General features: G+C 66.6%; 15 protein-coding genes and 1 riboswitch. Of the genes, 4 read left to right on the top strand and 11 right to left on the bottom strand.

Annotated elements, in window-relative coordinates; all coding sequences use genetic code 11:
* From D6860_RS23275 to D6860_RS23300, 6 genes are all read right to left on the bottom strand, one after another.
* A partial coding sequence (locus D6860_RS23275) for an aldehyde dehydrogenase family protein (RefSeq protein ID WP_128549319.1) occupies window positions 1-332 on the bottom strand: 332 nt, incomplete at its 3' end.
* Window positions 333-347: 15 nt separating this feature from the next.
* Window positions 348-1145, bottom strand: coding sequence for an NAD-dependent epimerase/dehydratase family protein (locus D6860_RS23280; protein ID WP_206512217.1), 798 nt, complete (start codon window positions 1143-1145; stop codon window positions 348-350).
* A gap of 5 nt (window positions 1146-1150) precedes the next feature.
* On the bottom strand, window positions 1151-2428 hold the full coding sequence (locus D6860_RS23285; RefSeq protein ID WP_076625596.1) for a TRAP transporter large permease: 1278 nt from the start codon (window positions 2426-2428) through the stop codon (window positions 1151-1153).
* A 4-nt stretch (window positions 2429-2432) separates the two neighbouring features.
* Window positions 2433-2939 (bottom strand): TRAP transporter small permease, encoded by a 507-nt coding sequence (locus D6860_RS23290; protein ID WP_076625597.1) that lies wholly within the window; start codon window positions 2937-2939, stop codon window positions 2433-2435.
* 75 nt (window positions 2940-3014) lie between these two features.
* Window positions 3015-3995: a TRAP transporter substrate-binding protein gene (locus D6860_RS23295; RefSeq protein ID WP_076625599.1), complete on the bottom strand. Its 981-nt coding sequence runs from the start codon at window positions 3993-3995 to the stop codon at window positions 3015-3017.
* 212 nt (window positions 3996-4207) lie between these two features.
* Window positions 4208-4918, bottom strand: coding sequence for a DnaA N-terminal domain-containing protein (locus D6860_RS23300; RefSeq protein WP_017467026.1), 711 nt, complete (start codon window positions 4916-4918; stop codon window positions 4208-4210).
* Between the two features lie 370 nt (window positions 4919-5288).
* Here D6860_RS23300 and D6860_RS23305 point away from each other — a divergent pair, with 370 nt between their 5' ends.
* Together D6860_RS23305 and D6860_RS23310 are read left to right on the top strand one after the other, a co-directional pair.
* A complete protein-coding gene (locus D6860_RS23305) occupies window positions 5289-6599 on the top strand; it encodes an AAA family ATPase (protein WP_093411877.1) in 1311 nt (436 codons plus the stop codon).
* Window positions 6596-7633: a ParB/RepB/Spo0J family partition protein gene (locus tag D6860_RS23310; RefSeq protein WP_076625600.1), complete on the top strand. Its 1038-nt coding sequence runs from the start codon at window positions 6596-6598 to the stop codon at window positions 7631-7633. The genes D6860_RS23305 and D6860_RS23310 overlap by 4 nt, the downstream gene beginning before the upstream one ends.
* Window positions 7634-7756: 123 nt before the next feature.
* Here D6860_RS23310 and kduD read toward each other — a convergent pair whose 3' ends face one another.
* Complete coding sequence (gene kduD, locus D6860_RS23315; protein ID WP_017468456.1) at window positions 7757-8500, bottom strand: 2-dehydro-3-deoxy-D-gluconate 5-dehydrogenase KduD; 744 nt, start codon at window positions 8498-8500, stop codon at window positions 7757-7759.
* A complete protein-coding gene (kduI, locus tag D6860_RS23320) occupies window positions 8500-9324 on the bottom strand; it encodes a 5-dehydro-4-deoxy-D-glucuronate isomerase (protein WP_076625601.1) in 825 nt (274 codons plus the stop codon). The genes kduD and kduI overlap by 1 nt, the downstream gene beginning before the upstream one ends.
* 1041 nt (window positions 9325-10365) lie before the next feature.
* Between kduI and D6860_RS25400 the strand changes: the two genes are divergently transcribed.
* Window positions 10366-10536 carry a hypothetical protein gene (locus tag D6860_RS25400; protein ID WP_017470210.1) on the top strand — a complete coding sequence of 57 codons (171 nt, stop codon included), beginning with the start codon at window positions 10366-10368 and terminating at the stop codon, window positions 10534-10536.
* 248 nt (window positions 10537-10784) lie between these two features.
* Here D6860_RS25400 and thiD read toward each other — a convergent pair whose 3' ends face one another.
* The 3 genes from thiD to D6860_RS23335 form a co-directional block, all read right to left on the bottom strand.
* Window positions 10785-11600, bottom strand: coding sequence for a bifunctional hydroxymethylpyrimidine kinase/phosphomethylpyrimidine kinase (gene thiD / locus D6860_RS23325; RefSeq protein WP_076625602.1), 816 nt, complete (start codon window positions 11598-11600; stop codon window positions 10785-10787).
* 123 nt (window positions 11601-11723) lie between these two features.
* Window positions 11724-11818, bottom strand: a riboswitch (TPP riboswitch).
* Between the two features lie 85 nt (window positions 11819-11903).
* Window positions 11904-14312 (bottom strand): sensor histidine kinase, encoded by a 2409-nt coding sequence (locus D6860_RS23330; RefSeq protein WP_237218905.1) that lies wholly within the window; start codon window positions 14310-14312, stop codon window positions 11904-11906.
* Window positions 14305-14973 (bottom strand): response regulator transcription factor, encoded by a 669-nt coding sequence (locus tag D6860_RS23335; RefSeq protein ID WP_217621341.1) that lies wholly within the window; start codon window positions 14971-14973, stop codon window positions 14305-14307. Before D6860_RS23335 ends, D6860_RS23330 begins: the two co-directional genes overlap by 8 nt.
* Window positions 14974-15127: 154 nt before the next feature.
* Between D6860_RS23335 and D6860_RS23340 the strand changes: the two genes are divergently transcribed.
* Window positions 15128-16099 (top strand): Bug family tripartite tricarboxylate transporter substrate binding protein, encoded by a 972-nt coding sequence (locus tag D6860_RS23340; RefSeq protein WP_076625606.1) that lies wholly within the window; start codon window positions 15128-15130, stop codon window positions 16097-16099.
* Window positions 16100-16132: the final 33 nt, after the last annotated feature.

A 16132-nucleotide genomic window follows, 5' to 3' on the forward strand; every position in this document is an offset into this window, starting at 1 on the left:
TGGCCGCAGGTGCGGCCGCGCTCGCCGTTGAGCCGCGCCTCGGGCAGGCCGCTTTCCTGGGTGCCGATCTCGGTGATCTGGGCGCCGCGCGCCTCGATCTCGTCGGCGATGGTGTCGAGGAAGCGCGCCCGCGCCTCGCGGCCCAGGTAGCCGTAGGTCTCGAAGGCCGCCTCGGCGGCTTCCACCGCGCGGTCGACCAGCGCCGGCGTGCCGACGGAATACTCATGCGCCGGCCCATGCGCGGGCTCCGAGGAAAAGGTCGCCTCGCCGGCGACCCAGTCGCCGGCAACCAGGTGCTTGCCGTGAGGGGTGAAGCTGGACTTGTCGAGCATTTCGGCTCTCCCGTGTCAGGATTCGTGGATGGGTTCGTCGGTGAAGACACCGCCCTGATATTTCGCAACCGGCTCGTCCGGGCCGGGACGCGGCACCGTGCGGGCAATCTCGGCCGCGAAGTCGGCGGCGTTGTCCTTCGGCTTCCAGCCGAGGAAGTCGGCGTGGGAATTGTCCCACCAGCCGTGGTCGTTGTTGGAGGCGCCCCAGAGCATCGTGCAGCCAAGCCGCGGGGCGCGGAACACCGTCTCGATCAGCGAGACGAAATCGTCGGGGCTGAACCAGGTGGCCAGCATCCGCCAGTTCTCGGGGCGCGCGGTGCAGGAGCCGATGCGCACCAGCGCGCTCTCCTGGCCGAACTTGTCGTAATAGAGCTGCGCCACCGCCTCGCCGAAGATCTTCGACACGCCGTAAAGGCTGTCGGGCCGGTAGGGAGCGGTGTGGTCGAGCCGCTCGGTCTGCTCGTGGTAGCCGATGGTGTGGTTCGACGAGGCGAAGACGATGCGCGGCATGCCATGCGCACGCGCCGCCTCGTAGAGGTTGTAGACGCCGCGCAGGTTCGCCGCCTCGATCAGGTCGAAGCTCTTCTCGACCGAGATGCCGCCGAGATGCACGATCCCGTCGCAGCCCTCGACCAGCCGCTTGACGGCGGCGCCGTCCGCGAGGTCGCAGGGCACGATCTCCTCGCCCTCGCCTGCGGGGCCGAGGTCGGCCACGTCCGACAGCCGCAAGACCCCTGCCCTGCCCTTCAGCTTCTCGCGCAGCATGCCCCCCAGCTGGCCTGCAGCGCCGGTGATCAGGATACGGTTCATCATGTCGCTCACTCCATCAGTCCGGGCAGCGTCATCGAGACCGCCGGCACGTAGGTGACCAGCATCAGCGCCCCGAAGATCGCGAGGTAGAAGGGCCAGATCGTCCGCACCGCCTGGTCGATGCGCACGCCGCCCACGACGCAGCCGACGAAGAGGCAGGCGCCCACCGGCGGGGTGCAAAGGCCGAGCCCGAGGTTCATCATCAGGATCACGCCGAACTGGATCGGGTCCATCCCGAGCCCAACGACCACCGGCAGGAAGATCGGCGTGGTGATCAGGATCAGCGCCGCCATGTCCATGATCATGCCGAGGCCCAGCAGCACGAGGTTCAGCAGCAACAGGATCACGATCGGGTTGTCCGAGATCCCGGTCACCGCCGTCGCCAGCAGGTCCGGCACCCGGTAGAGCGTCAGCAGGTAGGAAAAGGCCGAGGCCGTCGCCACCAGCAGCATCACCAGCGCCGTGGTCCGCACCGAGGTGACGACGGCGGCGCGGAACTTCGCCCAGGTGAGCTCGCGGTAGACGAGGATCGTGACCAGCACCGCCCAGATCGCGCCGAAGGCACCGCTTTCGGTGACGGTCATGACACCCGAGAGCACCCCGCCCACGATGATGACCGCCGTCATCAGGCCCGGCAGCGCGACGATGGTCGAGATCGCGAGCGACTTGAAGCCCGGGAAGGTCTCGGCCGGGTAGCCGCGTTTCACCGCGATGACATAGGCCACCACGCCGAGGCAGAGGCACATCAGCACGCCCGGCACGATGCCCGCGATGAAGAGCTTCGACACCGAGACGCCGCCCGCCGCCACCGCGAAGAGGATCATGTTGTGCGACGGCGGGATCACCACGCCGGCCACCGAGGAGGTCACGGTGACGTTCACGGCGTAATCGCCGTCATAGCCCTTTTCCTTCATCACCGGCATCAGGATCGAGCCGAGCGCCGAGGTGTCGGCCACCGCCGAGCCCGAGATGCCGCCGAAGAGCATCGAGGAGGCGACGTTCACGACGCCGAGCCCGCCGCGCATCCAGCCGACGGCGGAGCTTGCCAGCCGCACCAGCCGCGCGGCGATGCCGCCCTGCATCATCAGCTCGCCGGCGAAGATGAAGAACGGGATGGCGAGCAGCGAGAACACCGAGATGCCCGACAGCACCCGCTGGAAGCCGATGAAGAGCGGCAGGCCCTCGTAGAGGAAGCCGCCGACGGTGGCGAGGCCGAGCGCGAAGGCCACCGGCATCCCGGTCAGCAGGCCGACGAAGAAGAGCCCGAAAAGCAGTGCCAGACCCATGGTGTCAGTCCTTGCCCGTGGCGAGTTTCACGCCTTGATAGAGTGTGAAGACGGCGGTGAGCGCGCCGCAGATCGCCATCGGGACCGCGCGCAGGCCCTCAGATATCCCGAGCATCGGCACGCGCCGCGCCCAGGTGCTCTCGGCCAGGACCCAGCCCTGCCAGGCGAGCACGATGCCGAAGACCAGCATCCCGAGCAGCGCCAGCCAGTGCAGCGGCACCCGCAGCGGGCGCGGCATCATCTCGCGGACGAAGTCGATCGACAGGTGGCTCTGCGTCCAGACCCCGGCGGCTGCGCCGAGAAATGTGATCCAGACCACGAGCATGAGCGCCAGCTGCTCGACCCATGTGGGCGTGTCGTTCATCACGTAGCGGCCCCAGACCAGCCAGCCGAAGATTCCCACGAGCGTGACCAGCCCTGCGCCTGCAACCGCGACGCAAACCTTCGAGACCATGTCGAGCACCCGCTCGACCGGGTCCATCTCGGCCGTGGATTTGTCCTGTGGCAGCATACTGCCCTCCCCCGAAGCGACGTCCCGGCCGGATGGCCGGGGAACTGGCGGGCCGCCCGGGCCCGCCAGATCGGCTTACTTGACCGCCTGGATGTCGCGGATCAGCGACTCGAGGTCGGGGTTCTTCTCGATGAAGCGGGAGTAGACCGGCTCCATGGCGTCCTGGAACGCCGACGCGTCCTCGACCTCGTTGATCTCGACACCGGCGTCCATGACCTCCTGCTTGGAGGCGTCCGAGCGCTCGGCCCAGAGCTGGCGCTGCTCCTCGGCGGCGGCGATGGCCGCTTCGCGGACGATCTCCTGGTCCTCGGCCGGGGTCTCGTCCCAGACCGACTTCGCGACGCAGATGCACTCGGGGATGATCAGGTGGTTGGTGATCGAGTAGTACTTGGCCACCTCGAAGTGGTTCGAGGACTCGAAGCTCGGGTAGTTGTTCTCGGCACCGTCGATGACGCCGGTCTTGAGCGACTGGTAGACCTCGCCGTAGGCCATCGGGGTGGCGTTGCCGCCCAGCTCGTCGACCATCTGCACGTAGAGGTCGTTGCTCATCACCCGGAACTTGAGACCGTCCATGTCCGCGGGCGTCATGATCGGCTTCTTGGTGTTGTAGAAGCTCCGCGAGCCGCTATCCATCCAGCTCAGCGCGACGATGCCGGCCTCGGAAAGCGCGTCCGAGAAGCGCTGGCCGATCTCGCCGTCCATGGCTTTGTGCATGTGGTCGATGTCGCGGAAGATGAACGGCAGCGACAGCACGTTGGTCGCGGGCACGATCTCGCCCATCGGGCCCATGTTGAAGTTGCCGACCGCGATGGCACCGGCGCGCAGCTGCTCGATGGCATCGGGCTGGGCGCCCAGCACGCCGCCCGGATAGACCTGCGGTTCGATCCGGCCTTCGGTGGCCTCGGCCACGTCCTCGGCGAAGCTCTCGAGCGCGACCACGTTGGGGTAGCCCTCGGGGTGGATCGCCCAGGTGCGCCAGGTCTCGGCCATGGCGGGGGCGGCAACGGCGCTTGCCAGAAGCGCGGCGGTCATCGTGGCGGTGGTGAAACGAAACATGTCAATCTTCCTCCCTGACAGTCGGCAGTCATACGACCGCCGGAACAGTGTATGACAAACTTGTATGATAACTGTCAAGGGAAAGTCGCAGGGCGTCCCCCAGAGGGGGCTCTGCAGGTCCATGCCATTGTTTGCAGATGGTTATGCCGCGCTGAAGCCAAGGTTACGGCGCCTTGGTCCAATGCACTTATATGACCACTTCCCGCGCGGGCTCAGCTTTGAAGGTCGATCCGCCTCAGGCCCGGATACTCGAGCTGTGCCGCGCCCATGAGAAGGCGCATGTGATGGGTCTGGACATATTGCGCCACGAAGGCCGATGGCGCGGTGAGCGTCAGCACGCCGTTTTCCACCCCTTCGCACTGCAGCCCGGCGAACCAGTTGCGATGCAGGCTGGGCTCGAGCCGGGCGAGCCGCCCGAGGCAGCGCTCCCACGGCCCCCCCTGCCCTTCCGCCGGCCCGACTTCCGGCGTGGGCGGCGTCGCGACGGTGGGCCCGAAATTCACGTGCACGACCTTGTCGGGTTCGGGGGTCTGTTGCTGGGCTTCCATGCGTTCAGAGAAATCCGGACCGACGCGTTCCCAGACGGGCGCACTCAGCCGGTAGATTTCGGCGATGTTGAGCCGGTAGGCAGCCACCCTGCCCCGCACACCGGGCCGCAGTTGCAGCAAGATCTCGGCCGCGGTCAGCCGCTTGATCTCGCGCTTGACGGTCCGTTCGTCCACCGACCAGAGCCGCGCCATTTCGCGCTGCCCCACGGTCAGCTCGTTGCGGGCCCAGTTGTAGCGCGCCGTCACCAGAGCCACGAGCCGGAGCATCGAGGTCTGGAACCCCGGAGACCCGTTCAGCCCCGCCACCGACAGCGCGGTCAGCAGATCGTATTTCTGTGACCCGGCCTGTGGCCCGGTGAACCGTTTCGCATCCATCACTGCCGCTCTCTACCTCCGGGTCCGGCTCTGTCGGCCGATTCCCGTTCTGGCCCTGAGTGTCCAGTAATCCCGTAATTTGTCAACAGAATGCTAAGAACAGGAACGGCGTGCCCAAATCCGAAAATTAAAAAAGGAATAGGTATATTGGTATAGGGGGACACTCTGGCGTCACCCTATTTGACCTCCTCTGTCACCCTATATTCGGTATTTCCCGGTAGGCTGTCACCTAGATCGTTGCGGGGCCGCCACGAATTTCCCGTAAATTCTCGAATCGCTCCGAAAAAACGGGAAAATCAGGTTTCGATGTTTTGCGCTTTCCCGAATTCGCGTTATTGACGTGGTGATAGCAGAAAACGCGAGCAGGGTCATGCGCGATCATTCAGATCTACAGACAATGAACGAAAGAAGCCTCGCCCAGCAGGCAGCGGTGCGAAAGGCGACATTCTCTCCGGCCGAGGAAAAGACCCTCCGGCCATTCTCCATCTGGGAGATCAGCCAGTTCATGTTCGACGTGCCGGCAGACACGTTGCGCAAGAAGCTGGCCGACGATCCCTCGCTGCCGCAAGGCAGCACCGAGGAGGACGGACGGCAGCGCTGGTTCTCGCTGGGCGAGATCAACGAGCTGCGCCGGCGCGTGCGGTTCCGGGGCAAGACGCTTCTGCCCAAGCGTCCGGCGGGCCGCGCGATGCGGGTGGCGGTGTCCAACTTCAAGGGCGGCGTCGGCAAGACGGTCGTGGCGCAGCACCTGGCCAATGCCGCCGCGCTCGACGGCTACCGGGTGCTGGTGATCGACTTCGACCCGCAGGCGACGATGACCCACTCGATGGGGCTGGTCGAGGTCAAGGAATGGAACACGGTCTGGGGCATCATGTGCCGCGACCTCTGCCGCGAGGCGGACCGGATCGCGCAGGCCTACGACGATCCGGCCGACTGCCCCTACCCCACCGCCGACGAGCTGCCCGAGGACGTGCAGTCGATCGGCGCGCAACGGGTGCAGGACTTCATCCAGAAGACGGCCTGGCCGACCATCGACATCATCCCGTCGTGTGCCAACGCGGCCTTCGTCGAATTCGCCAGCGCGCAGTACCGCTCGATGCACAAGGCCTGGAGCTTCTTCGGCTGCGTCGCGCGCTACCTCGACGAGCTGCCCGACGACCAGTTCGACCTCATCATCTTCGACTGCCCGCCGGCCATCGGCTACCAATCGCTGAACGCGGCCTTCGCCGCCGACATCCTCTACATCCCCTCGGGCCCCGGCTACTGGGAGTACGACTCGACCACGAGCTTCCTCGGACAGCTCGGCGACGCGCTCGAGGACATCTCGGTCGGATACGAGAAGATCGCCGAGGATGCCGGCATCCAGCTGCCCAAGCGGTTCGACGACGTGCGTCTGCTGATGACGCGGTTCGAGACCTCGAACCCGCTGCACGCCGCGATGATGGAGGCGTTCCGGAATGTCTTCGGCGCCGACGTCTGTCAGAACGCGATCGAGATGACCCGGGCGGTCGAGCAGTCGGGCCGGTTCCAGATGTCGGTCTACGAACAGGACTACAGGCAGATGACCCGCGAGACGTGGAAGCGCGCGCGGCAGAGTTTCGATGCGGCCTACGACGAGTTCAAGGGGGTCGTGCTCGGCGCCTGGGAACGGCGGGGCCAGAAAGAGGAGGTTGAGGCATGAGCAAGAACAAGTTCGGTTTCGGTCCGCTCGAGGATCCCCCCGCCCCGGCGCGCCGTCGCCGTGACGTCGGCCCGATGGGGGCCGCGGTGCGCGAGGCGGCGAGCAGCCTCAGTGACAGCACCGAGAGCCTTGTCGAGCAGCGGCGCCAGAACGCGGCAGACGCCAAATCCTGGCGGCAGGCGCAGGACGAGGGCAGGGTGCTTGTCGAGATTCCGCTCGACGCGATCCGCACCGACGCGCTGCCACGGGATCGTCTCGATCTCGACGCGGTGGCGGGCTCGGACGAGATGGAGGAACTCAAGACCTCGATCCGCGAGCGCGGCCAGAAAGAGCCGATCGAGGTGTTCGAAGTCGGCGGCGGCTACCAGCTCAAGAAGGGCTGGCGCCGTCTGACCGCGCTGCGGCAGCTGCACCATGAAACCGCCGATCCGCGCTTTGCCCATGCGGTCGCGCGGGTGGCCGAGGGCGCCGGCAGCCGCATCGACCTCTACATCGACATGGTCGAAGAGAACGTGATCCGCGAGGATCTGTCCTTTGCCGAGATGGCGCAGGTCGCGATCACCGCTGCGCAGGAAGAGGACCAGAACGCCGGCGAGCTGGTGAACCGGATCTACGCCTCGCTGCACAAGATGAAACGGAGCTACATCCGCAGCTTCGTCTTCCTGCTGGAAGAGCTCGGCGAGGCGCTGGTGTTTCCCAAGGCGGTCTCGCGCAACCTCGGTGTCGATGTCGCGCGGCGTCTTCAGTCGGCGCCCGACGCGGGGCAGGGGCTTCGCGCCGATCTGGCTGCGGTAGCTTCGCCCGACGAACAGGCTGCGGTCCTGCGCAGGTTCCTTGACGGCTCCGAGCGCCCTGCTTCGCAGAAGCCGCGTCGTGAGAAGAGCGTGAAGTACGAATTCCACGTCGGCCGCTCCAAGGTCACCGCGCGCAAGGGCGAGTGCCGCATCCTGTCTGAGACCGATTTCTCCTCGGTTGACCGGGCGCGGATGCAGCGCGCCATCGAGGCCTTCGAAGCGGTCATCGACGAAGAGTAACCCGTGGGTTACCGGTCAGTTAACCCACCGTTCGATGCCGTAACCCATGGGTTACGGCATCGGACAAAAGAAAAGCCCCGCCGGAAAACGGCGGGGCTTCTTGCTTTCGGTCACCCGAGGCGTCTAGCGGGCGAGCCAGCCACCGTCGACGTTCAGAACCGCCCCGGTGATATAGGTCGCCGCGGGCGATGCGAGGAACGCGGCCGTCCCGCCGATGTCCGACGGATCGCCCCAGCGACCGGCGGGAATCCGGTCGAGGATCGCCTTCGAACGGTCCGGATCCTCGCGCAGCGCCTCGGTGTTGTTGGTGGCAATATAGCCCGGGGCGATGGCGTTAACCGTGATCCCATGTGGCGCCCATTCGTTGGCGAGGATCTTCGTCACCCCGGCCACGCCATGCTTGGAGGCGGTGTAGGCCGGCACCCGGATCCCGCCCTGGAACGACAGCAGCGACGCGATGTTGATGACCGAACCCGGGGTGCCATCCGCCATCAGCGCCTTGCCAAAGGCCTGGCAGGTGAAGAACAGCGCCTTGAGATTGGTGTCGACCACCGCGTCCCAGTCGGCCTCGGAGTAGTCGACGGAATCGGCGCGCCGGATGGTGCCGGCGTTGTTCACGAGGATCGAATAGCCCGCCCCCGCGAAAACGTCACGCGCGGCCATCGGGTCGGCAAAATCGAGCGTCAGCGACTCGGCCTTGCCGCCTGCGGCGGTGATCGCATCGACCGTCTCGGCGCAGGAGCGGCGCCCGGCGCAGGTGACATCCGCCCCCTGCCCGGCCAGCGCCACCGCGATGGCCTGACCGATGCCGGTGTTGGCACCGGTCACCAGCGCGCGGCGGCCTTCGAGTGAAAACAGCCCTGCCATCAGCGCATGTCCTTCGGCTGGATGAACTCCATGTCGGTGTAGTCGACGTTGTCGCCGGCCATGGCCCAGATGAAGGTGTATTCGCCGATGCCCGCGCCCGAGTGAATCGACCACGTCGGCGAAATCACCGCCTGCTCGTTGGCGACGAACATGTGGCGCGTCTCGTCCGGCTTGCCCATCAGGTGCAGCACGCGCGCCTCTTCATCCATGCCCCAGTAGAGGTAGGCTTCCATCCGGCGATCGTGGATGTGGGCGGGAATCGTGTTCCAGACCGACCCGTCCTCGAGCGAGGTGTAGCCCAGGATCAGTTGGCAGCTTTCCATGACCTGCGGGTGAATGAACTGCTTGATGGTGCGCTTGTTCGAGGTCTCTGCCGCCCCGAGGTTCACCTCGACGCAATCGGCCACGGTCACCAGCCGCGAGGGCAGGGCGCGGTGCGCCGGGGCCGAGGTGATGTAGAAGCGGCCCGCGCCGCCGAAGGTCACCGCGCCGGTGCCCATGCCGAGGTAGAGCACATCGCCCCGGTTCATCTCGTAGGTCTCGCCACCAGCCTCGACGGTGCCGGTCTCGCCGATGTTGACGATGCCCATCTCGCGGCGGTCGAGGAAGCTGTCGGTCTTCGTCTCCTCGACCTTGTCGAGCGTCAGCGTCCCGCCGGCGGGCACGGCGCCACCAAGGGTGAAGCGATCGTAGTGGGTGTAGATCAGACGGATCTCGCCGTCTGCGAAGAGCCCCTCGCCAAGGAAGTGTTCGCGCAGCCCGGCGGTGTCCATGCCCTTGGCATGGTCGGGATGGATCGCGTGGCGGGTTTCGACTGTCAGCATGCTGCGTCCTTTCTGTCTGGTCGCGTGAGTTGCCGCCCCCTCGACACGTTTTGAATGTCATACGAAGGCTTGAGTTTGTATGATGACTCTAGCAATATGCATTTACATGTATGACAGATCAAGGGGCGCTTAGGGCCTGAGCCAAGGTCGGGCACGGAATCGGGACACGTCAGCAGGCGCGAATCATGTTCAGGTGATTCGCCACGATTTGCGTGCTTTGCGGGCCGTCCATGTATCCAAGGCCAGTCCCGAGTCGCCCTTGGTTGAGACAATCGCCGGCCGCGCGCCATTGCCCGCAACAGTGGTCCACACGCACAAGGCTAGCGCATCCCTCGCAGAGCGAGCCGAGCCCTTCGTCCTGTCCGGTTCAAGGAGTTGATCGCAAAGCGTTTCCCGGGCGACCTCAGGACCCCCTCAGGGGCGAGTGACACCCGCGCGCGGCGGCCGCGGTCCAAGCGCCTGAAAAGAGGCCCTGAGACCGCCCGAACGGCGTGCACTGTTGCTGCGCCGCAGCGTAAAATGTTCTGGACATTATGTCGCGAGTGATGTGTCGTGCCGGAACGCAAGGGAGTAGAGGGTCGACCCGCCGGAGGAGGAGAGCGGGCCGACCGCGCAGACGGGCGTGGCCACCGGGAGAGGGCCTGAACCGTCGTGATCCGGTCGCCTCCGTGGAGGACGTGAGGCGGCCGGTCTTGCTTACCCCCGAGATAGCAACGCCAGCGTCATCTGCAACGACCCATCAGGTTTGGCACGTCGGATTTCGCGGATTTTTGCAAAAGCAGCACACTGCATGCACGTTTTTTCGCCGCTTTTTTCGCAGCGGGCTGTGCGGTGGGCGGGCGCGGAAAGATCGGGCCAGAAACCGCCGGAGATCCTGCGGCTGTTTGCGCTATCCCGAAAGCTTGGTTGCGCTACCCTTTCATGCTATAAGGCGCCACCTGCCTTCATCTCAGGCGGGTGTCCGAACAAGACCACCCTCGTCACAGCCGACCGTGCCAGCGGCACAGCCGTGCTATGTCTCGTCAGGAAGGAGTAAGGCCCATGACCATGTTCAATCGCGAACAGACGAAAACCATCGAGAGACTGCTCGATCGCGGCAACTCGGATTTCGAAATCGCGCAGCAGATCTGTCCCTCCGACGACGACCCGGAACTCTTCCTCGAGGCCGTGTCGGCCGAGCGCGAACGCCACGAGCGCATGTCGGTGACCTGATAGCGAATTGCTGAAAGGGAAGGGAGCGCGGCGACCCTCAGGGAGGAGGAGAGAGGGCCGCCGCTGATTTCCGAGGTCCAGGGAGGAGGAGAGAACCTCAGGAAAACTGTCTGGCGCTTGGCAGCGCCGTTACCGCTATCTAGCAATGCGCGGTCCGCGGAACAATCGCATCCGTTGCAGACCCGGATTGTGCTGCGTGCATGGCTCGCAACGTCTGCTCCTGCAAGGCCCCCCGAAAAGGGCAGGGCTCAACCGCGCTGATCCTCCCCCCATCCGACCGCATGGAAGTGATGCACCGGGCCGTGGCCGGAACCGACCGCCAGACGGTCGGCCGCCGCGATGGCGCCGGTGATGTAGCGCTTGGCCTCGGTTGCGGCCTCGGCGAGCGGCAGGCCCGCTCCGAGCTGTGCCGCAAGCGCCGAGGACAGCGTGCAGCCGGTGCCGTGGGTGTTTCCCGTCGCGATGCGCGGACCGGAAAGCCATGTCTCGGTTTCGCGCGTGGCAAGCAGATCGTCGCTGACCTCACCTGCAAGATGGCCCCCCTTGAGCAGCACCGCAGCGGGTCCGAGCGCAAGCAGCGCACGGGCCTGCGCCTGCATGTCGTCCCGGCACTTGGCCTCGGGGCGGTCCAGAAGGTCCGCGGCCTCGGGCAGGTTCGGGGTCACGACGCTGGCCAGTGGCAGCAGGCTGTCGCGCAGCGCACCGACCGAAGCCGCGTCCAGCAGCCGGTCACCGCCCTTGGCGACCATCACCGGGTCGAGCACGACGGGGCAGCCGATTCCGGCGATCTCGCGCGCAACGCAGGCGGTGATCTCGGCGTCGCCCAGCATCCCGATCTTGACCGCGTGAACCGCGATGTCCTCGCGGATCGCCCGGATCTGCGCCGCGACGATTTCGGGCGGGGTCAGATGCACCGCCGACACGCCCCGGGTGTTCTGTGCCGTGAGCGCGGTGATGACCGCCATCGCGTAACCGCCGTTCGCCGAGATCGCCTTGATGTCGGCCTGGATGCCGGCGCCACCCGAGGGATCGGAGCCGGCGATCGAGAGGATGTTGGGGGTCATGTCCGGCCCCCCGTGGTCGGTGTGCGGCCTTGCCGCGTCGTGGGCATGTGGCGGGTTTCGGTCAACTCTCGTCTCCTCCATGGGGCGGGGCGGAGACATCACGACGGCAAGGGGCATGCGCCCGGTGGGTCGTGCGCGCCTCCCTCCGCCGGCATTATCCGGTTCAGGTTCCAAGGGTGCATCTCAGCCCGGATGTCCGGGCGCCCCTGTCGCTTCTGCCCACTGGCTCGCACGGAGAGCCGGCGCACGTCAAGCGTGCCGGGCCGCTGACCGACGACAGGGCAGGGCAGGGGGCTCAGGGCCTCAGGGGCCGGGATCGCCCATCAGGGTCGAATCCCAGTTGCGCAGGAAGTCCTCGCGCTTGATGCGGTCCAGAAAGGTCAGCAGGCTGGGGCCCAGCCGGATCGGCAGGAAGTTGGTCGAGCTGCGCGGCATCGGCAGCGCCGGCGGGGTCAGGCCGCCCGCCGGGGGCATCAGCGAGAACAGCGGTGTCTCGGCGTCGAGGATCGCCTGCCCCTCGGGTGACAGCAGGAAGCCGATGAAGGCCTCGGCGCGCACCGGGTTGCGCGCGCCCCTGGGAACAAAGGCGCTGCGGGTCATCACGAGATTGTAGTCGTCGAGGAAATGCACCCCGATGTTCGGATCGTCGGCGACCAGCGCCATGGCGTAGGAGCTGATGATGTTCAGCGCCATGCAGATCCGGCCCTCGCGCGTGGCCTGAACCATGCTCGCCGTGGTGTTGAAGGTGCGGATGTTGGCGCGGCCCAATACCTCCATCAGCCGCTGCGCCTGCACGCTCTGGATCGTGTCCTGCGTGGCGAACAGGTAGCCGATGCCGGAGCGCCGCAGGTCGTAGCCGCCGATCTTGCCGCGCAGCTCGTCCTCGTGATCGCGGATGAAGCTCGACAGGTCGCGGTGGCTGGTTGGCAGGTTCGACTCGGGCAGCACCCGCCGGTCGTAGAGGATCGCGGCGGGCTCGAAGGTGAAGCCGAAAAGCTCGGATCGCCACGAGGCCCATTCCGGCGGCTGCCATGCTTGCGGAACGCGCAGCCGGTGCGCAAGACCGCGGTTCACGAGGTCGACCTGAAGGTCCATCGCCGAGGAAATCACGAGATCCGGCACCGTCTCGGGCGAGGGATCGAGAAGTTCCTGGTAGAGATCGACGGTCTGGTAATCGTGGTAGACCACGTCGACGGCCGGGTTGCGGGCCTCGAATGCCTCGATCAGCGGGCGCATGGCGGCGGGATCGGTGGCGGCGTGGACGAGAAGCTCGTCGGCCTCCGCGCGCGGGGCTGCGATCAGGGCCAGGAGCCCCGCGAGCAGCATCACCGCCAGCCGCCGGAACAGGATCGAGGCGCGAAGCCCGCCAAGCCGCGAGGTGCCGAGCGTCAGCCGCGCGTCGTGGCCCTCGGCCACCGACCGGACGATCGCGAGCCCCAGCCCCGAGCCCGCCGTCGCCCGGTTGATCGAGGTGAATCGCTCGGTCGCACGCAGCCGGTCGGCGGGGGCGATGCCGGGGCCGGCGTCCGAGACGGTGAGCGTGATCGTGGTCTCGTCGCCATCGAGCCGGATCACGATGGTGTTGTCCTCGCCGCCGTGACGGATGGCGTTGTCGATCAGGTTGCGCAGCGCCTCGCGGATCGAAATGGCGTCTCCCCGGATGCGCCCCCGCCCGTCGGGCAGGCCGGCATCGTCGAACGACAGCGTCGCCTTGCGCAGCCGCCGCTCGCGCAGCAGTTCGGCCAGCGTGTTGCGGACCAGCGGGCGCAGGTCCAGCGGCTCGAGCTGCGCCTCTTCCGAGCGGTGCGAGACCATGGCGTTCGACAGGAGCTGGTTGGTCAGACGCACCGTCCGCTCGGCCTGCGCCGAGGTCCGCCCCAGCCGTTCGCGCAGCGCCTCGGGGGTCTCGGCATCGGAGGCGAGCGCCAGCTGGCCCTGCAGCGCCGAGAGCGAGGTGCGGGTCTGGTGCGCGACATCCGCGATGAAACGCTCGGTCAGCGCGCGGTTGCGTCCGAGCTGCGCGATGAAGCCGTTGATCGCCTGGAAGAGCCCCGAGATTTCCTGCGGCGGGTCGCCCTCGATCGGCGACAGGTCACGCGGCGACCGGGCAAGCAGCGTGTCGGCGATCTGGTGCAGCGGGGCGAGCGATGCCCGGATCGCCAGCCAGACGAAGCCCAGCCCGATCAGCGACACCACGGCGAGCCCGCCCATGCCGTTCAGAAACAGCGACAACTGCTGGTCCTTGCGGGCGTTCAGCGTCTGGCCCATCTGGACGAAGACCCACTCGCGCCCGGCGCTCGAGGTGATCTGGCGGCCCTGCAGCACGAAGCGGAAGCCCTCGTCGAGATCGGCGTTGTAGAACACCGGCTCGGCCGAGGGGCCGGACGTGTCGGGCAGGGGCAGATCGGCCATGCCGGTGAGCTCGCCGTATTTCGGCGAGAACACGCGATAGACGATCCGGTCGTCGGCGGCGAGCGCAAGGATGTCCATGGCCGACTGCGGCAGGTCCACCGTCGGCCCGTCGGTGTTGTAGGACACCCGTTCCAGCACCGACAGCGCCGCCCCCGCGAGCAGCAGGTCGAAGGTCCGGTTCGAGGCGTCGCGCGCGTAGTTCCACAGCAGGATCGAGATGATCAGCAGCAGGGCCCCGAAGCCCGCTGCCATGCTGACCAGAAGCCGCCGCTTGAGCGAATGGGCGCGCAGGTCAGTCATCGTCCGCGACATAGGGAAGGTAGCCCAGCCCGCGCACGGTCTTGATGACCAGCGGCGTGCCCTCGAGCTTGCGGCGCAGCCGGGTCAGGATCTGCTCGACCGCGTTCAGGCTGGGGGTCTCGTCGAAGGAATAGAGCTTGTCGGCCACCTCTTCCTTGGTGAGCATCCGCCCGAGGTTGTCGACCATGATCTCGAGCATCTGGATCTCGCGGGCGCGCAGGTCGATGGTCTGCTCGCCGAGCCGCGCCTGCTTGGCGGCCCGGTCGAAGCTGAAGGGTCCGGCGGTGAAGACGTTGCTCGACGCGCCGGCGCGGCGGCGGGCGAGCACCCGGCAGCGGGCCGACAACTCGCGGAAGTCGAAGGGCTTGACCATGTAGTCGTCGGCGCCGGCATCGAGCCCGATGATCCGGTCGTCGATCTCGCTGCGGGCGGTGAGCACGATCACCGGCGTCTGGTCCCCGCGCGAGCGCATCGAGCGCAGCACGTCGTAGCCGCTGCGGCCGGGCAGGTTGATGTCGAGCAGCACGATGTCGAAGGCGGCGAAGCGCAGCAGCGCGTTGGCCTCGTTGCCGTCGCTCTCGCGGTCGACCGAATGCCCCTCGCTGCGCAGGCGATCCAGGATCGTCTCCGCGAGTTCGTCGTTGTCTTCCACAAGCAGCATCCTCATTGCCGCAGGATTACTCAAGTTCACCCGCTGCGCATAGATGTTGCGGGACGTGTCAGTGTCCTGTCAGTTTCGAGTCAGGAAAAGCACAGCGTCCGTACCCGATAAGATGCGTCGCGCCAGACGGCGCCATGACTTACGGGAGGATCTCATGAAAATTACCCACATCACCACGGCCTTCGTGTGCGCGCTCGGCCTCGGCACCCCGGTCTTCGCCCAGAGCGAGATCGACAACCCCGAGTGCGTTGCGCCCGCGAACCCCGGCGGTGGCTTCGACCTGACCTGCCGCGTGGCGCAGACCGGCCTCGAGCCGCATGTCTCCGAGCCCGTGCAGGTCACCTTCATGCCCGGCGGCATCGGCGCCGTGGCCTTCAACCAGTTCAACACCAACCGCACCGATGACGGCTCGGCGATCGTCGCCTGGTCGACCGGGTCGCTGCTGAACATCATCCTCGGCAAGTACGGCGAGTTCGACGAGAACGATGTGCGCTGGCTCGCGACCGCAGGTGCCGACTTTGGCGCCGTGGTCGTGTCCGCCGACAGCGAGTACAACTCGCTCAAGGACGTGATGGATGACCTCGCCTCCGACCCGCAGTCGGTGGTCGTGGGCGCCGGCGGCTCGGTCGGCTCGCAGGACTGGATGAAGGGCGCGCTGCTGATGCGCGAGGCGGGCGGCACGCCCATGCAGATGCGCTACGTCGCCTTCGACGGCGGCGGCGATGCCATCGCGGCACTGCTCGGCGGCTCGATCGAGGTCTACACCGGCGACGTCGGCGAGATGGTGCCCTACCTCGAGAGCGGCGACATGAAGATCCTCGCGACCCTCGCGCCCGAGCGCCTCGACGCGCCCTTCGACGAGATCCCGACCGCCAAGGAAGAGGGCTACGACGTCGAGTGGACGATCATGCGCGGCTTCTACATGGGCAAGGACGTCTCCGACGCCGACTACCAGAAATGGGTCGACGCCTTCGAGGCCGCCTACGCAACCGAGGAATTCGCCAAGGTCCAGAACGAGCGTGGCCTGCTGCCGCTCAACATGTCCGGCGAAGAGCTGACCAGCTCGATCAACACGACGATGGGCGAGCTTCGCACCATCGCCACCGAAGCGGGTCTCATCCAGTAAACCCGCTCTCTCCCGCAGGGCCGTCTCCGGGTT

The sequence above is a fragment of the Salipiger sp. D13 genome (genome assembly GCF_003703915.1).
Lineage (GTDB): Bacteria > Pseudomonadota > Alphaproteobacteria > Rhodobacterales > Rhodobacteraceae > Salipiger > Salipiger profundus.